The organism is Streptomyces sp. NPDC050264, from assembly GCF_040655895.1.
In the GTDB taxonomy this organism is placed as follows: Bacteria; Actinomycetota; Actinomycetes; order Streptomycetales; family Streptomycetaceae; genus Streptomyces.
Genome location: NZ_JBFAKV010000012.1, coordinates 140,875 through 156,498, shown reverse-complemented (window position 1 = coordinate 156,498; position 15,624 = coordinate 140,875). Strand labels below are relative to the sequence as shown.

Here is a 15,624-nt window from a genome sequence, read left to right as displayed (position 1 = left end):
TTGTCGGGGCGGAGAGGCGGTTCGGAGCGTGACACCCAGGACAGTGACGCGGGAGCGGTTGGCGGGTGCGGCGCGGGCCGCGCTGGGCGGCGGACGGCGGCTGGAGGCCGTCGAGCGAGTCGCGGGCGGCAGTAAGAAGGGCGTGTACCGCCTGGCGATGGACGATGCGTCGACCGCGATCGCCTACCTCTGGGACGACGCAGAGAACTACTGGCCGGCGGCCGAGGGCGATGACGACCTCACCGACCCGTTCTCGCCCGGCCTCGGGCTCGACCTGTTCGAGGCTGCGCACGCGCGGCTGGAGGCGCTCGGTGTCCGCGTTCCGGCGATCCGTCTCGTCGATCACGAGGGTGCCCACTACCCGGCTGACCTTGCGATCGTCGAGGACCTTCGGGGCGAGAGCCTGGAGGAGTTGCTCGCGCGCGATCCGCGCGCGGCCGCACCGGTCATGGCCCGGCTCGCGGAGTCGCTGGAGGCGATGCGGGACCACCGGGCGCGGGCGTACGGGAAAGTGGCTGTGGTCGACGGTGGCGGAACGTCGCGCGGTACGTCGTGCGAGGGAGTGGTTCTCGACCGTGCGCTACGGGACCTCGACGAGGCCGCCTCGCGCGACCCGAGGATCGCGGGCGCCCGCGACCGGCTGGAGGAGCGGCTGCTGGGCCTGGCGGCCGCGGTGCGGCCGCGCGCCGAGTACGCGGTCGTACACGGCGAGTTGGGGCCCGACCACGTGCTGGTGGATGCGGACGGGAATCCGGTGACGATCGACATCGAGGGATTGATGTACTTCGATGTCGAGTGGGAGCACGTGTTTCTACGAATCCGCCTGCACGAGGCCTATCGGCCGCTGGGAGTGGACGGATTGGACGAGGACCGGCTCGCTCTCTACATGCTCGCGCAGCGACTGTCGCTGACGGCGGGACCGATGAGGCTGCTCGACGGCGACTTTCCCGACCGCGCCTTCATGGTGGGCATCGCCGAGCACAACCTGAAGCAGGCGCTGGAACTGGTCCGCGACTGAATACCCGAGTAAAACCCAGACCCGCGTGTGCTGACTACGCTGGTATTTCTTTGTGACCGTCCGGGGAGCAGCGTGCCGCCATCGTTTGTCCATCAGATCACCAAGTACGACCCTGCCGATGCGGATGAGCGCGGGAACTATGTGGGGCCCGAGGACACGGTGAGCGACCATGGGCCGGTCGAAGCGGCGTACCTGGAGGCGATCGCCGCGTTCGCGCGGTCCTCGGGCATCGACCGGCTGGAGATCCGTGAGCCCGAGGTCACCGGCTTCGTCAACTTCGGCCTGGAAACGCCGGTTGAGGGACACGGCCTCGCCGGGCTTTTCCCGCCCGACCTCACCGGCTACCACGACGGCGCCGAGGTCTCCCTCCCGGTCGCTCTGCAATTGGTCAGAGCCATGCTCCGCGACGAGGGCGCCTGGTGCCGACTGGAGGCCGGGGACGTGTTCACGGTGCACGTCGGATGGGATCAGTACGTGTATGTGGGCAGCGACCAGTCCTGCGAGGACGCAGTGGCCCGTACCCGCGAGCTCGGTCTGTTCCCGCGGCGACTGACCGCCTCCCCCTACGCGGCGGAGTTCGACGAAAAGGACGAGAAACCAGCCGCCGACGAGGCCTTCTGGGCAGACGTGGGCACGGAACTGACGGCGCGACAGTCACTTCTCCTGGAGGAGACCTACGTCCTCAACGCCACACGCTGGCACCGGCTCACGAACGACACCCTCGACGCCGTACGCGCCGGCCTTGGTCCGCGCGCCCTGCTGACCGTGTGGCCCGACCTGAGCACCGACGTCGACGCGGTCCTCGCCGCGCTGCCCGAGGACAGCTCCGTGGACTTCGTCTGGGAGACACCGGACGGCACGCTCCGGCACGCAGTCGTCGACGACACCGAGTACCAGCAGCTCGCCGCCTCGACGGCGGACGCGCGGGCGGCCTGCGCCCTGCCCCTCACACAAGACGACCGTCATCCCCTGCTCCGCGCCGTCCTGCCCGACAACGACGGCATACTGCGCGCCCGTTGGTGATTCGGCGCACGGCGCCCCTGACTGCCCCGGATCTATCGGAGACAGGCAGATCGGAGAGCATGGCTGCGATGTAAGTCCGGTGAGGTGAGCACGGCGTGGAACACACACGCCGGGTGTGCGTGATTCGCATGAAATTGCCTGCGGCCCGTACCGCTCCACTGGGTGTGACCGCAGGCATGATGTAGGCCATGACTCACGCCGCCCGTCGCATGTTCGAGCTCCTGGAGCCGATCTGCCTGGTCACCTTCTTCGCTGACGAGTGCAACGAGGAGTTGGCCGCGCTCGGTCACCGCACCTACTGGGACGGTTACTTCGCCAGCCGCGCGGCGCCGTTGGGGCGGGTGTCGGCGCAGGTCGTGCACGCGGCCTTCTACAATTTCGCCGACGGGGAGGCCGCCCGGCACATCCCGAGCGCGTGGGAGACGATCCCGCCCGAGGCGTCCGTCGCCGCGCGCGAGCGGGGCAGCGCGGCCTCCCTGCGGCGGATCCTCGGCGCGGAGCTGGCCGGCTCCCCGGGTCTGGTGCGCGTCGCCGACCTGACCACCAAAGCCGCGACGAACGCGCCCGCAGAAGGCCGGGTGATGTACGCCGGGATGCGCACCCTTGCGGTGCCCAGTGACCCGGTCGCCCGGCTGTGGCATTCCGCGACCATGCTGCGCGAGCACCGCGGCGACGGGCACATCGCCGCACTCGTCGGCGCGCGCATCGGCGGCACGGAGGCCCATGTCCTCTCCGCGCTGGCGCAGGGCATCCACCCGGCGGAGTCGTTCGGACGCATCCATCACCTGCCGAAGGAGCGGCTGGCCGCGGTCATGGACGGCTTGCGCGAGCGCGGATTGATCGACACCGACGGTCAGTTCACCGATGCCGGCCGAGAGACCAAGCACCGCATCGAAGCCCTCACCGACGAACTCGCTGCCCCGCCGTACGACGCTCTGTCTCCCGTGGAGCTCGACGAGTTGGCCGCCGGGCTCGAACCCATCACCGCGACGCTGGTGGCCGCGGGATCGCGGTGACGGGCAGCGGCCGGGCCCGTGAAACTCCCACGCGGAGGTTCTCCATGTTTCATCAACGTGTGTCCATGACCGAGGACATATGGGTGGGAGTGAGGGAGCGGGTGCTCCAGCTGGCCGAACACCCCGGAGCACACAAGGTTTTCGGGGCGCCGAGCCACGGTTTTCGGCTCGGCCCGGTCATGGGCGAGGACGAACTGGCAGCTCTGGAAGCCGACTTGGGTGTCAGCCTGCCGGTCCAGTACCGGAGTTTTCTGCTCTGTGTCCCGACTACGGTCTGATGACGCCGATTTCGGGTGACGCCGGGTGGCAATGGCGGGGCATCGGACTTGCCGTCCCCGCGCAGACGACCACCGCCGAGTTCGCCGGACGGCCCTTCGTGGCCGAGGCACTGCAAAGCGAGCTCGACTCGCTCGAGACGCAGGAGCCCGAGGAGGACGCTTTCGAGGCCGACGACGCGTTCCACCGCGCGTACGTGGCCTGGAACACGCGCTACGAGGAGCTGAGTGACGCCCAGGAGGCAGGCGCGGTGTTTCTCAGCGAGCAGGAATGCGGGTATGCGTCGCTGCTGGTCATGTTGGGACCGAACCGGGGTGCCATCTGGGAGGACCTGAGGCCGGCAGACTGAGGAATCGAGCCGTCCGGGTACGACTTCGCGCACTGGTACCGGAGGTGGCTGGAGCGTACCGAGCGGCAGCTCGATGTCATCGCGCAGGAGCAGGAGCAGGAGCAGGAGCAGGAGCAGGAGCAGGAGCATCCGGGCCGGGCTTGAGCGATGCCGCACAGGACGGAACGGGCGACGCTTTCGCGCTCGGCAGTCAGGAAGGCTGCACCTCGTCGAAGAGGGCGAGGGCTTCGGAGGGGTCCGGGCTCACGAGGTGTTCCAGACCGGCCATCGTGATGGTGGCCCACCTGCCGGCTCGTGCCCACATCCGTTCCTCGAAGGTGCGGACGGCCTTGTCCAGATCATCCAGATCTCCCGGGCCGGGGACGGCGGCGATGGACTCGGCGAGTTCGGCGCCTTCCAGCATCGCGAGGTTGGCGCCCGCCCCCAAAGGGGGCATCAGGTGGGCGGCGTCCCCCAGCAGCGTCACTCCGTATACGTGGGTCCAGGTGTGGGATGCGGGCAGTGCGTAGAGCGGGCGGCGCGCGAAAGCCGTGCCGTGCCGGAGGAGGTCGAGGACGGGAGCGGCCCAGCCGTCGAACAGAGCCAGCAGGTTCGACCGTGCTGCCTCGACGTCGACCGGGTCCACGTTCGTGTGCAGGTCCTGCGGTCCCCGGAACTGGGCGTACACCTTGACGTGGCCGCCGCTGCTGCGCTGGGCGACGAGCGCGCGGTTCACGCCGTACACAGCCACGGAACCGTCGCCGATCAGTCGGGCGAGGCCGGGGTGGCGGGTGTCGACGTCGTCCAGGGAAGTCTCGACCAAGGTGACGCCGGTGCAGTGCGGCGTCACCGACGACACTGCCGGGCGGACCCGGGACCAGGCACCGTCCGCGCCGATCACGAGGTCGAACGTCTCCTGTCGCCCGTCCGCGAACCGGACCAGTACGCCATCGCCATCCCGGGCCGCCGGCACCACCTGCGTCACGCCCCGCCCCCACTGGACGTCGAGAGAGCCGAGCAACAGGTCGCGGAGTTGCCCGCGGTCGATCTCGGGATTGGCCCGGTCGTCTGGACGAGGTCGCCAGTCGCGCAGGACGGTCCCGGTCGTGTCCAGGATGCGCATGGCCTGCCCCTCGGGACGGGACAGCGCGCGGAACTCCGCCAACAGGCCCGCCTTCTCCAGCGCCAGCTGGCCCAGCCCCTCGTGCAGGTCCAGCGTGCCGCCCGCGGGACGGGCGTCGCGTGCGGGATCGCGTTCCAGGACGGTCACAGGGTGACCATGGCGGTGCAGAACACGGGCGAAGGTAAGGCCCGCAGGGCCACTGCCGACCACGGCGATACGGTGCCTCATATCGATACACTGTATTTCTCCAGTACGCTGCACCGCAACGGTACGGTGCCCCTATGACTGTCTGGGATCGTCCGGAGCCGCCGGCTCGCCCCGTGCCGCTCGACCGGGAGCGGATCGTCGCTGCCGCCATCGCGCTGGCCGACGAGGGCGGGCTGGAGGCGGTGTCGTTGCGCAAGGTCGCCGCCCGGCTGGACGCCGGCCCGATGCGGCTGTACCGACACATCTCCACCAAGGAAGAGCTGTTCGACCTCATGGTGGACGAGGTTCAGGCCGAAATTCGCCCCGTGGAGCAGCCCGGCGACTGGCAGGAGGCGCTGCGCGTCCTCGCCCAGCGCACCAGGCGGGCCGCTCTCCGCCACGAATGGCTGGCCGACCTGCTCGGCGGCCGCCCGACCCTGGGACCGAACGGCCTCGCCGTTGCCGAGTCCACGCTGTCCGCCCTCGACGGCCTCGCCGACCTCGACACCGTCATGCGCGCCGTGGAGACCGTCAGCGCCTACTTCACCGGCGCGATCAGGCGCGAGATCGCCAACCTGCGGGCCGAGCGCGCCACGGGCCTGTCCAAGCACGACTGGCAGCGCGCCAGCGGCCCGCATATGACGAAGATGCTGGCCACGGGCCGCTTCCCGGCGCTGACCAAGGTCGTGTACGACGGCACGGACGTGGACGCCGAGACATCCTTCGCCACCGGCCTCGACTGGGTCCTCGACGCCGTGGCCGCCAAACTCACCCGGCCACCGGCGTGACACCCGGCTAGCGCCCTTCTGCTGGATCTCCGCGGCGTCGCGGCGTTCGGCTTCTCTCACTTCCGGCGCCGCCGGGCCCAAGTGGCGGTAAGCGACTTGGATGTGGGCTGCGTCCCCGAACAAGCACGCCGCGTGGATCACGGGTGAATCTACGCAATGACTCGCTCGCAGTGCTCCCAACCCACTCAGGTGGCGGGTTGGGAGGAAGGGCTGATCAATCGCCGCGCGACACACGGGCAACTGCCGCCAGTTGTCCAGAAGTTCCCCGGGATGGGGACTGCCTGACGACCGACCACAGCAACCAGCTCGGCGTGCTGGTCGGGCGGCCGCGCCAGCGGCGTCGGGCGAGTGCCCCGCCGGCGTGCCGGGTCAGGCGAGGGGCTCGTGGTTGACCCAGATCGCCTTGTACGGGCGGCGGGCCTGCCAACCGCCGATGAACTCGCCGACACCGGGGAGGGCGAAGGCGGTGTTGAGGGCTTCGAGGTCAGCCATGCCGAACTGGACGACGGCGGAAGCGACGGCCACCGGGGCGTGGTCGTCGCCGGGGACGCGGAGATGGTGGCGGGCGGCGAAGGACTCGAAGGCGCCGGTGCCCATGGTCAGCTCCTCAAGCCCCTTCAGGTACTCGTCGAGCTCGTGCGAGGGAATCGGTTCGTCGAAGGCAACGATCATCGTGTGGTGAATCATGCCTCGATTGAACTGGCCGTTCTTCGGGAAGTCCAAGGCCGGTAGATTCTGGATCCATTCCTTCACGGAATGGATGGAGCCGTATTCTGGCGGCATGGCCGAGCTGGAGACCCGCGAACTGGAGTACTTCGCCGCACTCGCCGAGGAACTGCACTTCGGGCGGGCGGCGCAGCGGCTGGGGATCGCGCAGCCCGCCTTGTCCAAGGCGGTGCGGCGGCTGGAGGACCGGCTCGGGGTGGCGCTGGTGGAGCGCTCCAGCCGGCACGTCGCCCTCACCTCCGCCGGAAGGGCCCTGCAGTACCACGGCCGGCATGCGCTGCTCGCCGTCGGGGCGGCGGCCGAGAAGGCCCGTCGGGCAGGGGAGCGGGAGACCCGGCTGCGTCTGGTGATCAAGCCCGGCGGAGACGCGGACCTGCTGTCCGGCATCCTGGCCGCCTACTCTCGCCGACCCGACGCCCGCCAGGTGGACATCCTGTTCGGCGGGTCCACCGACCGCGCCGATCATGTGCGTGACGGCCGGGCGGACGTGGCGCTGTTGTATGTGCCGTTCGACGACCTGACCGGGCTGGATCACGAGACCCTGATGGTCGAGGGCCGGGTGGCGATCCTGCCGCCGGACCACCGGCTCGCCGGCCGCGGCGAGGTGACCCTCGCCGACCTGGCCCACGAGACGATGCCGCGCTGGAAAGGTGTCCACGGCAACGGGCTGCCCGGCATCGAGCCCGTCGCCGGGTCCGGCCCCGAGGTCGCCGATGGTGCCGAGTTGACACATATGGTCCTGCTGGGACGAGCGATCGCGGTGCTGCCGCGCTCGCTGGCCCGGCCACTGCATCCGGGACTCGTTCATGTTCCGGTGGCCGACGCACCGCGGAGTGCGCTGGTCCTCGCCTGGGGGCAGGAGGACCGGCGGCGACTGGTCGCGGACTTCATCGCCTCAGCGGTGGAGGCGGCGCTCGCGTCATCGGCCTGATCCGGTTTCGACTGATCGAGACATCGCAGCACCGTATCGCGAGGGAAGAGGGCAACCCTTCGAACTTCCAAGGTTCTAGTAGGACTCCGTGAGGTCTTCCTGTCGGGCCTGTTCAGGAGCATGTCGGGTGTGTGGACGCACATGAAGTGAACCGTGTCCGGGCGAAGTTGGCGTGCTTCGTTGCGGATGTGTTCGCCTCGGTGCCGCGCAAGGACCAGCGGGCCAAGGGCGACTGCTGTCTGCGGGGACTGATGCTGGACGGGCGCCGCAAGTCCATCCAGGCCATGGCGGCGCGGCTGGCGGACGGCAATGAACAGAACCTGCAGCAGTTCGTGAACCAGTCCACGTGGGGCCCGGTGCCGGTGCAGTGGCGGATCGCTTTCGGACGGCGTTCGCGGGCTCATCACCGAGCCGGCCAAGCCAGTGATCAGGTTCAGCGAGCTTGCCGAAGTCGTCCTGCGGCACCCCATGGTCGGGGTTCTGCTGGTACTCAACGTCCCACGTTGCCACCCCCACCATTGCCCACCCAGTTGACCGCGCTTGTGCCGCACCGGTCAGGACCGCGTGAGGGGGGAGGGCGTGACGGCGATGGGCGGATGGGAGATCTCAGCGAGCAGGTCGGTCCCGGCGCGCAGTACCTCATGCGTAGTGTTCCGACTCCCTGGCGTCCGGCCAGGGAGCCCGCGCAAGAATTCGTTTGGCGAGGCTCGGCGGCCACTGCTACTTTTCCGGAGGCCGTGCGAGAGAACGAGGAGGTGGTACCCGTGAACGTATTCAGCTGGGTGCTCTCCTCCGGGGTCACGGTCGGGCGATAGGTCGTCCGGGAGCGCCGTTCAAGGCACTTCCGAAAGGCACGACCATGCACTTCACTTCTGAACAGCGGCTCGATGGCGGCGTCATCGAGCGGGAATTCACCCTCGGTGAGATCCCGGGGATCCTGTGGACGCCCGTAGCCGCATCCGTATCCGCGCCGGTGCCGCTGATCCTGCTCGGCCACCCCCCGCTCGGACTGCGCAAGATGTACCCCCGGCTGGCGGGACGGGCCCGGCACGCCGCAGCGGACGGCTTCGCCGCGGCCACCATCGAGCTCCCCGGAAGCGGTGACCGGCCCCGCCTGGCCACCGTCGAGCAGGCCCGTGTCGACCTGCGCAGGGCGTTGAAGGCCGGTGAGCCGGTCGCCGACGAGATCATCGACGCCCTCGTCCTCCCGCTCGTCGAAAAGTCCGTCCCGGAATGGCAGGCAGCCCTGGACGCCCTCCTGTCGCTGCCCGAGATCGGCGGCCCGGTCGGGTACTCGGGGGGAGTGATTTCGATCGGGACCCGGCTGGCGGTCGTCGAGCCGCGCGTCTCGGCCGCCGTTCTGTTCGCCGGGAGTTTCGTGCCACGTGTCATGTTCGAGGAGGCCCGCAGGGTCACGATCCCGCTGCACGTCCTGCTGCAGTGGGACGACGAAGGCAACGACCGGCAGGCGGCCCTGGACCTGTTCGACGCCTTCGGTACCAAGGAGAAGACGCTGGACGCCAACATGGGTGGGCATACCGGCGTTCCGCAGTTCGCGGGAGACGCCGCGGCCCGGTTCTTCACCCGGCATCTGAGTTAGCCGCCGACCGCCCCCGCCATCAGGTCCACGGCAGACGGCGGGCGGAGGCGACCAGGACGCCGCTCATCGAGGACAGTTCCAGGTTCCGGGCTGTCCTCGACGGCGGTGGCCAACAGAAGGTCCAGAGGCGGGTCAGGGCAGGCCGGGGCGCGGGGCGATCGCGGGGCAGGAGCCGCCAGGGTCAGCGCCTGCGGCCGGCGCGCAGTTCCAGCCGCTCCCCTTCGAACCGTGCGCGGAAGTCACGGTCGTGCGAGACCGCGACCACGGCTCCCGGGTACGCGACCAGCGCGGCCTGCAGGTCCTCGACCAGGTCGAGGGCGATGTGGTTGGTCGGCTCGTCGAGGACGAGGAGGTCCGCGGGCCGGGTCACCAGGATCGCGATCTGCAGCCGCCGCTGCTGTCCCGCGGAGAGGGCGGCAACCGGAACATGTAGGTCCGCCGCACGGAACAGCCCCAGGGCCAACAGCTGTTCGGCGTACTCGTCCGGTGGTCCGGGCCGTCCGGCGGCGAACGCGGCGAGCAGCGGCAGCCGGGTGGAGTGCGCGGGCAGTTCCTGCGCGAGGTAGCCGATCCGCGCCCGGCGGCGGACCACGCCCGCGTCCGTCTCCCGGTCGCCCGACAGGACACGCAACAGCGTCGTCTTGCCCGCACCGTTCTCGCCCGTGACGAGCAGCCGCTGTCCGGGTGCGATGGCCAACTGCCCTTCCAAGCGGAGGCGTTCACCGACCCGTACGTTGTCGAGCTCGACGAGAGAACCTTGATCCGGGCCGCTGTCCGCCACCGGCAGTGCCGTCGTGAAACGCAGCGGTGCCGGCGGCTCCGCCACCGGGTTGCGTCGCAACTGGGCCAGACGCTCCCTCGCGGAGCGCACCTGGCCACCGAGCTTCGCCTCGCTGGACCGGCGGTGCTTGCCGAAACCCTGCTTCGGGTCGCGGCCGGTGGTGGCGAGCCGCCGGTCCGCGGCCGCGACCAGTTCCTCCGTGCGGGCCACCTCCTCGACCCAGTCCGCGTGGCGCTGTTCCGCTCCGCGCCGGGCGGCGGCCTTCGCGGCGCGGTAGCCGGCCCAGCCGTCGCCGTACCGGCGCACGGTGCGCTCGTCCCGGTCGACCTCGAGGATCGTGGTGGCGATGCGCTCCAGGAAGTCGCGGTCATGGGTGACCGCGACGATGGTGCCGCGGTGCGCGCGCAGGTGTCCCTCCAACCAGTGCACGGCCGCCGCGTCGAGGTGGTTCGTCGGTTCGTCCAGGAGCAGCAGTTCGGGGGCGGCAGCCAGGACGCAGGCGAGCGCGAGCCGGGACTGCTCGCCGCCGGAGAGGGAGCCGAGCGGGCGCTCCCGGGTGATCCGGGCGAGCCCGAGCCCGTGCATCGCGGCGTCCACACGGGCGTCAGCCTCGTAACCGCCGCGTTGCTCGTAGGCGGTCAACAGCTCTCCGTACGCGTCGAGTTCCGCGTTCGACGCGTCGGCGAGGGACACCTCTGCCGCCCGCAACTGCTGCTCCATGTCGCGAAGTTCGGACAGTGCGAGGTCGACGGCGTTCTGCACGGTGCAGGATGCATCCAGGTCGAGGGTCTGGGCGAGATGGCCCATGCCACCGGGGAAGCCGACGGTGATCTCCCCGGCGTCCGGCATCTCGGCTGCGGCGAGCAGCCGCAGCAGGGTGGACTTGCCGGAGCCGTTCTCCCCGACGACGGCGGCCTTCTCGCCCGGCCGGACGGCGAAGGAGACCTGGTCGAGGACGGTGCGGGTGCCGTAGGACTTGGAGACGTCCTTGACGGACAACTGGGCCACGGCGACGGGTAGGGCGGTAGGGGCGCGATCGCGCATATGACTTTCCCCAGGCATGCGAAGGGTCTACGGGCTGCAGAAACGGCGGCGTCGGCCGTGCCCGGACTCAGACGAAGAAGTAGAGGAAAGCCATGCCCACAACGTAACAAGACGATGCGTCTCGCCGCAACCCGTGTGTGCCGAACGGACGGCGACCGCCCCGCCCGCCGCCGAGCGCCTGCACACATGTGTCCGGGACCACCGACCATGAGGTGGCGGTCCCGGACACACTGATTCACACCCGGAGCGGTGACTCAGCCGATGGAAGCCCACTGCTTCCAGTAGGTCGCGTCACCGAAGGCGACCCTGTTCTTCAGGGTGCCGTCCCCGTTGCCCGCGTTCAGCCACAGGCGGTTGGACGTGTCGCGCGAGAGCAGGTCGTGCTTGCCGTCGCCATTGACATCACCCGCGCCGATGACGTCCTTGTACGAGGAGCCCCAGTCCTTGAAGACGCGGACGCGGTCCTTCAGCTTGCCGGTGCGCAAGCCGTCGTAGCGCCAGAGCACCCCGGACTTGTCGAGGGCCAACACATCGCCGAGACCGTCGCCGTTGAGGTCGCCCGCGCCGATGACCTTCTTGTAGCCCGTCCAGGCGGAACGGATCTTCACACGCGCCTCGAAACCGCCCGCGCCGTCGTGCGTGTAGCGGTAGACGTGCCCGGTGGCCTTGTCACGGGCCAGCAGGTCGGGGCGGCCGTCGCCGGTCTGGTCGCCGCTCGCGAGCAACGTGTCGTAGTGACTCCAGTCGCGGGCGAGCCGCTTGTACGCCGAGTCGGGCGCGGGCAGTCCACCCGCGCACACCGGGGTGTACAACCGGGCCTCGCCCTCCGGCATCCGCACGATCAGGTCGTTGCAGCGGTCGCCGTCGAAGTCGCCGAACGGCACGACCCTCGCCGTGTCCTTCCATGGCGACGCGTAGAAGGTCTCCGTCGGGTTGGTCGTGTCGCCCGTGTAGAGCTTCATCGAGTCGCTGAACGACAGGCCTACGACATCCCCGCGGGTGTTGTCGGCGTAGTCGTGCCACTTGGGCGTGGAGCGAGTACCCGTGGTGGCGCTGTACGAGGCGCGCGTGCTGGCGTCGGTGGCCGACTGCGTCCACACGGCCACCGGCCGGCCCTTGCTGTCGAAAGCCACGCGGCCGGTGCTCGCGGTGTCCTTGGTCTGCGCGTTGAGCGTGCGCGGCTTTGCCACGTCACCGCCCTCGACGGTTTGCGCTACGAAGTCCTGGCGCAGGGTGTCACCGAGTTCGAAGCGCTTCTGCGTGTACGTGACGACGACCGCGCCACCGCTGGTCGCCGCGGAGCTCAGGGAACCCGAGGCGACGTTCGACGCCAGCTTGCGGGTGGCGCCCCAACTGCCGGACGCGGCACGGCGGGTGGCGACCCCCGGAGCGCCGGAGCCCTGCATGCCGACCGCGGTGACGTCACCGTTGGCAGCTGTGTGGAGTTCGGCGGGCGCGTACGGCTGGGCGCCGACCCCGGTCGACTCCGTGGGTCCCCATTCCGAGGCACCCGCCGGCTTGCGCGCGTAGTCACCCTGCGCGAGGAGGTGGAAGCCGCCCTGCGGATGAGCGGCCAGGGTGACCTGTTCGGGCTTCTCGCCGAGCTGGGGCACGTCGCGCGGCTTCGTCCAGGCGGCATCGGCGCCCGAGGCCTTCTCCAGATACTTGTAGTACCACTTGTACGCCGACGGGTCCGGGTGGACGCCATCGCCCGTGTAGTGACTGTTGCCGCCCCAGAGCACGCCGACCGTGCCGGCCGGGTCGACGGCGACACGCATGTCGTACAAGGAGTAGCCGTAGACGTTGTCGTCGCGGACGATCGGGTCGGGCAGCCGGTCGAGGGTCTTCGGCGCCGACCAGTCACCGCCGGTCTTGGACCGCTCCACGACGGTCAGGCGGCGCTCCGCGTCCATCCATGCGACGGCCTGGTGGCCATTGGCATTGGCCGCCAGAGTGGTGACCTGGGTGCGGTAGGGGACGGAGTCGCCGGCCAAGGTGCCGGTGGTGACGGTCTCGGCGGGCATGAATTCGCCGCCGTCCGGCGCGAGACGCGACATCTTCAGCGTGCCGGCCCCACCGTCCGTCGCGCCCTCCCACCAGAGCAGCGAGACGGCGCCGTCGTCGGTGCGCTGCAGCGTGGCGGCCGGTGCGGGAGTGGCCGCGCCCCAGGTGGTGCCGCCCGCGGGGCGCACGGACAGGACCGTCTTGCCGTCCCGCGTGAAGAGCCCGGCCACGCTGCCGTCACGAGCCGACTTCAGGTCGACGACGCCGGTGACTCCGGCCAGTTCCTTCGGCGCGGTCCACGGGCCGATCCCGGCCGGAACGACTGCTGTCGCCGACGCGGGTGCCGCCTGGGCGTACGGCGTGACGACGCCCAGCGCGAGCGCCGACACCAGCACGCTCTGCGGAAGCGTGCTTCTCAGAAGCATGCGAGATTGCCTGGTCATGCGAGTGAGCCCCCCCGGGCTTGAATCCCTCCCGGCGTCATGCCGGCAAAGTAGGAGAAGCGTATAGCAGTCACGATCATGGCATCCGTGGTGATGCGGACAGGGTGGGCGCGGGCTCCGGGGGCGCGCAACGACCAACCTCACGCCCCGAGTTCGGCGCAACGCGTCTCAGAAGTGCGCCTCGTGAAGGCGCGCGCAGGCGGTCATGGTCGTGCTCGACGCGTGGTGGAGGGTCCCGGAAACCGAACGGCGCATTCCCCGACTGCTCAGGTGACCGGCGGGCCAAGGACGAAGGCGGAGCGCGGGCCTGCTTTCCGGCCGGGTGCCCTCTCACTCCGAGACGGCCCGCCGCCCAACTCGCCGTGCTGTGGCGGTTTCCGGCATGGCCGGGGGACTCGTTCTCGGGTGTGGACAGCCGTGGAATTCTGTGGTGCTGATCAGCACGCCCCCCGAGGCGAGGGCCCTGATGGACTGGCGCGAGTTCTCCCTGCGCATGGCGTCGATGGCACGCGGCCTCCTGTCGCAGGACTCGGTCCCCTCCACCCTGGCCAAGATCACAGCCTCGGCAGTCCAACTGATCGAGGGGTGCGACGCGGTCGGCATCCTCGTCCTGCGCCAGGGCAAGGCGCTCTCGCCGGCGCCCACCGACCGGCTGCGGGAACCGCTGGGAGAGGGCCCTTGCTTCCACGCCGCCCGCACCGGGCATCCCGTCTTCCGGATCGAGGACCTGAGCACCGAGGCGGTGCGCTGGCGTGCCTGCGCACCGCAGGCCCACGCGCTCGGTATCGGCAGCATGACGGGGTTCCTGCTGTACACCGAGGATGAACAGGACGTGGGCGTCCTGAACTTCTTCTCCCGGAAACCTGGCGCGTTCGCCGAGGCCGGTGAGACCGGCGGATGGCTGCCGGCCCCGCACGCCGCGGTCGCTTCGCCGCCGCCCGCGACCATGCCCAGATGCAGCGGGCCATTGAGACCCGCCACCTCATCGGCCAGGCCATGGGCATCGTGATGGCCCGGCGCAAGGTGGACGAACGCGAAGCCTTCGACGTACTGCGCCGCTCTTCCCAGACCAGGAACGTCAAGCTGCGTGAGGTGGCCCGTCAACTGTGTGAAAGCGGCGCCCTGTAGGGGGCTCTCCCGGCTCCTGTCCCGGCCTCGTTCCAGACGGCCAGGCGCCGCCGGGAGTCGCTGCAACCCGAGGACGTCGGCCTCCCGCGCGGACAGCGCCGCAGGACAAGCGGGCTACGGCGGGAGGAAGCGGCCTCGCTCTGTCACATGTCGGCCGACTACTACGCGCGTCTCGAGCGGCGGCGTGGCCCTCACCCGTCCGAGCAGATGATCGCCTCGATCGCGCAGGGGCTTCACCTCTCGCTGGACGAGCGCGACCACCTGTTCCGGCTCGCAGGGCACAATCCGCCCACGCGCGGCGCGGTCAGTGAGCACATCAGCCCTGGCCTGCTGCGTGTGCTCGATCGTCTCGACGACACGCCCGCAGAGATCGTCACAGAGCTCGGGGAGACCCTGCGACAGACTCCGCTCGGCGTGGCGCTCACCGGCGACACGACCGGTTTCAGCGGCCCGGAGCGCAGTATCGGCTACCGATGGTTCACCGACCCGGCCACGCGACAGCTCTACGCTGCCGACGACCATCCTTTCCTCACCCGCATGTTCGCCTCGGGGCTGCGCGAGGCGGTCACGCTGCGGGGCCCCGGCTCCCGCGCGGCCGACTACGCCGACCTGCTGCTCGCGCACAGCGAAGAGTTCCGAAAGGTATGGAACAACCACGAAGTCGGCGTCCGCCCCCACGATGTGAAGCGCTTCGTCCACCCCGAACTCGGCGCACTGGAGCTGACCTGCCACACCCTGGTAGACCCGGGCCAGGCCCACTTCCTGCTTGTCTACACCGCAGTTCCAGGCAGCGAGAGCTACGAAAAGCTGCAGCTCCTGTCTGTCATAGGAACGCAGGGGCTCCTGTGACAGACAGGAACTGACGCCGCACTGCAGCGCTCTGGGTCGGTGCGCGAGGAATTCGCCCGGCTGGAGCGAGGGCAACCAGGTTGTCTACGCGGAACGTCGGCAGCTGCAGTGGAGGACGCAGGTTGCTGGCTTCCGGGGCATCCCGCGAGTCCATGGCTCGGTCACGATGTGTGGGATGGGACGGCACTTGGGGAGGAACAGACATGAACTGCCGCGCTTGGGAAACTGGGGAATGGCCACTGGAGGCCTGTCTCAGGTGGCAGCCGTTCCGCCGTCCGGCAGTGTGCGGCGGAACGGTCCTGCCGCCGGAGGCCACAGGCACTCTGAGCATGTGAGAAGACGCCCCGACGATGTGACATA

Annotated in this window: 13 protein-coding genes and 2 pseudogenes; 11 read left to right on the top strand and 4 right to left on the bottom strand. The window is 69.8% G+C overall.

Going from position 1 to position 15,624, the window contains the following annotated elements:
• The first annotated feature begins 43 nt into the window (after positions 1–43).
• The 5 genes from AB0J02_RS22965 to AB0J02_RS22945 all read left to right on the top strand — a co-directional run bounded on the left by AB0J02_RS22965 (position 44) and on the right by AB0J02_RS22945 (position 3,682).
• On the top strand, positions 44–1,018 hold the full coding sequence (locus AB0J02_RS22965; RefSeq protein WP_363195664.1) for a phosphotransferase: 975 nt from the start codon (positions 44–46) through the stop codon (positions 1,016–1,018).
• A gap of 72 nt (positions 1,019–1,090) precedes the next feature.
• Positions 1,091–2,041: an RNA-binding protein gene (locus tag AB0J02_RS22960; RefSeq protein WP_363195591.1), complete on the top strand. Its 951-nt coding sequence runs from the start codon at positions 1,091–1,093 to the stop codon at positions 2,039–2,041.
• A gap of 188 nt (positions 2,042–2,229) precedes the next feature.
• Entirely contained in the window at positions 2,230–3,057 is an 828-nt protein-coding gene (locus tag AB0J02_RS22955) for a MarR family transcriptional regulator (protein ID WP_363195590.1), read from the top strand.
• Between the two features lie 65 nt (positions 3,058–3,122).
• A complete protein-coding gene (locus AB0J02_RS22950) occupies positions 3,123–3,335 on the top strand; it encodes an SMI1/KNR4 family protein (RefSeq protein WP_363195589.1) in 213 nt (70 codons plus the stop codon).
• On the top strand, positions 3,335–3,682 hold the full coding sequence (locus tag AB0J02_RS22945; RefSeq protein ID WP_363195588.1) for a hypothetical protein: 348 nt from the start codon (positions 3,335–3,337) through the stop codon (positions 3,680–3,682). The genes AB0J02_RS22950 and AB0J02_RS22945 overlap by 1 nt, the downstream gene beginning before the upstream one ends.
• Before the next feature lie 190 nt (positions 3,683–3,872).
• On the opposite strand, the gene AB0J02_RS22940 is transcribed toward AB0J02_RS22945, so the two are convergent.
• Complete coding sequence (locus tag AB0J02_RS22940) at positions 3,873–5,012, bottom strand: NAD(P)/FAD-dependent oxidoreductase (RefSeq protein WP_363195587.1); 1,140 nt, start codon at positions 5,010–5,012, stop codon at positions 3,873–3,875.
• Between the two features lie 53 nt (positions 5,013–5,065).
• Between AB0J02_RS22940 and AB0J02_RS22935 the strand changes: the two genes are divergently transcribed.
• Positions 5,066–5,758 carry a TetR/AcrR family transcriptional regulator C-terminal domain-containing protein gene (locus AB0J02_RS22935; RefSeq protein ID WP_363195586.1) on the top strand — a complete coding sequence of 231 codons (693 nt, stop codon included), beginning with the start codon at positions 5,066–5,068 and terminating at the stop codon, positions 5,756–5,758.
• 369 nt (positions 5,759–6,127) lie between these two features.
• Here the strand turns inward: AB0J02_RS22935 and AB0J02_RS22930 are convergent, their stop codons facing one another.
• Positions 6,128–6,445, bottom strand: a complete 318-nt coding sequence (locus tag AB0J02_RS22930) for a hypothetical protein (RefSeq protein WP_363195585.1) — start codon at positions 6,443–6,445, stop codon at positions 6,128–6,130.
• 94 nt (positions 6,446–6,539) lie between these two features.
• On the opposite strand from AB0J02_RS22930, the gene AB0J02_RS22925 reads away from it, so the two are divergent.
• From AB0J02_RS22925 to AB0J02_RS22915, 3 genes and pseudogenes are all read left to right on the top strand, one after another.
• Positions 6,540–7,415 (top strand): LysR family transcriptional regulator, encoded by an 876-nt coding sequence (locus AB0J02_RS22925; protein WP_363195584.1) that lies wholly within the window; start codon positions 6,540–6,542, stop codon positions 7,413–7,415.
• A gap of 131 nt (positions 7,416–7,546) precedes the next feature.
• A pseudogene (locus AB0J02_RS22920) lies at positions 7,547–7,795 on the top strand (transposase); the annotation flags it as partial.
• A gap of 479 nt (positions 7,796–8,274) precedes the next feature.
• A complete protein-coding gene (locus AB0J02_RS22915; protein ID WP_363195583.1) occupies positions 8,275–9,015 on the top strand; it encodes an alpha/beta hydrolase in 741 nt (246 codons plus the stop codon).
• Positions 9,016–9,196: 181 nt separating this feature from the next.
• Here the strand turns inward: AB0J02_RS22915 and abc-f are convergent, their stop codons facing one another.
• Together abc-f and AB0J02_RS22905 are read right to left on the bottom strand one after the other, a co-directional pair.
• Positions 9,197–10,840, bottom strand: coding sequence for a ribosomal protection-like ABC-F family protein (gene abc-f / locus AB0J02_RS22910; protein WP_363195582.1), 1,644 nt, complete (start codon positions 10,838–10,840; stop codon positions 9,197–9,199).
• Between the two features lie 254 nt (positions 10,841–11,094).
• Entirely contained in the window at positions 11,095–13,269 is a 2,175-nt protein-coding gene (locus AB0J02_RS22905; RefSeq protein ID WP_363195581.1) for a VCBS repeat-containing protein, read from the bottom strand.
• Between the two features lie 484 nt (positions 13,270–13,753).
• Between AB0J02_RS22905 and AB0J02_RS22900 the strand changes: the two are divergent.
• Together AB0J02_RS22900 and AB0J02_RS22895 are read left to right on the top strand one after the other, a co-directional pair.
• Positions 13,754–14,415: pseudogene (locus AB0J02_RS22900) on the top strand (GAF and ANTAR domain-containing protein).
• A 60-nt stretch (positions 14,416–14,475) separates the two neighbouring features.
• Positions 14,476–15,264, top strand: coding sequence for a helix-turn-helix transcriptional regulator (locus AB0J02_RS22895; RefSeq protein ID WP_363195663.1), 789 nt, complete (start codon positions 14,476–14,478; stop codon positions 15,262–15,264).
• The last annotated feature ends 360 nt before the right edge of the window (positions 15,265–15,624 follow it).

What these genes read in the sequence shown, in the direction of transcription:
- AB0J02_RS22935 (WP_363195586.1), top strand. Translation starts at nt 5,066, where the DNA reads ATGACTGTCTGGGATCGTCCGGAGCCGCCGGCTCGCCCCGTGCCGCTC.
- AB0J02_RS22925 (WP_363195584.1), top strand. Translation starts at nt 6,540, where the DNA reads ATGGCCGAGCTGGAGACCCGCGAACTGGAGTACTTCGCCGCACTCGCC.
- AB0J02_RS22905 (WP_363195581.1), bottom strand. Translation starts at nt 13,269, where the DNA reads ATGCTTCTGAGAAGCACGCTTCCGCAGAGCGTGCTGGTGTCGGCGCTC.
- AB0J02_RS22945 (WP_363195588.1), top strand. Translation starts at nt 3,335, where the DNA reads ATGACGCCGATTTCGGGTGACGCCGGGTGGCAATGGCGGGGCATCGGA.
- AB0J02_RS22950 (WP_363195589.1), top strand. Translation starts at nt 3,123, where the DNA reads ATGACCGAGGACATATGGGTGGGAGTGAGGGAGCGGGTGCTCCAGCTG.
- abc-f (WP_363195582.1), bottom strand. Translation starts at nt 10,840, where the DNA reads ATGCGCGATCGCGCCCCTACCGCCCTACCCGTCGCCGTGGCCCAGTTG.
- AB0J02_RS22930 (WP_363195585.1), bottom strand. Translation starts at nt 6,445, where the DNA reads ATGATTCACCACACGATGATCGTTGCCTTCGACGAACCGATTCCCTCG.
- AB0J02_RS22940 (WP_363195587.1), bottom strand. Translation starts at nt 5,012, where the DNA reads ATGAGGCACCGTATCGCCGTGGTCGGCAGTGGCCCTGCGGGCCTTACC.
- AB0J02_RS22955 (WP_363195590.1), top strand. Translation starts at nt 2,230, where the DNA reads ATGACTCACGCCGCCCGTCGCATGTTCGAGCTCCTGGAGCCGATCTGC.
- AB0J02_RS22915 (WP_363195583.1), top strand. Translation starts at nt 8,275, where the DNA reads ATGCACTTCACTTCTGAACAGCGGCTCGATGGCGGCGTCATCGAGCGG.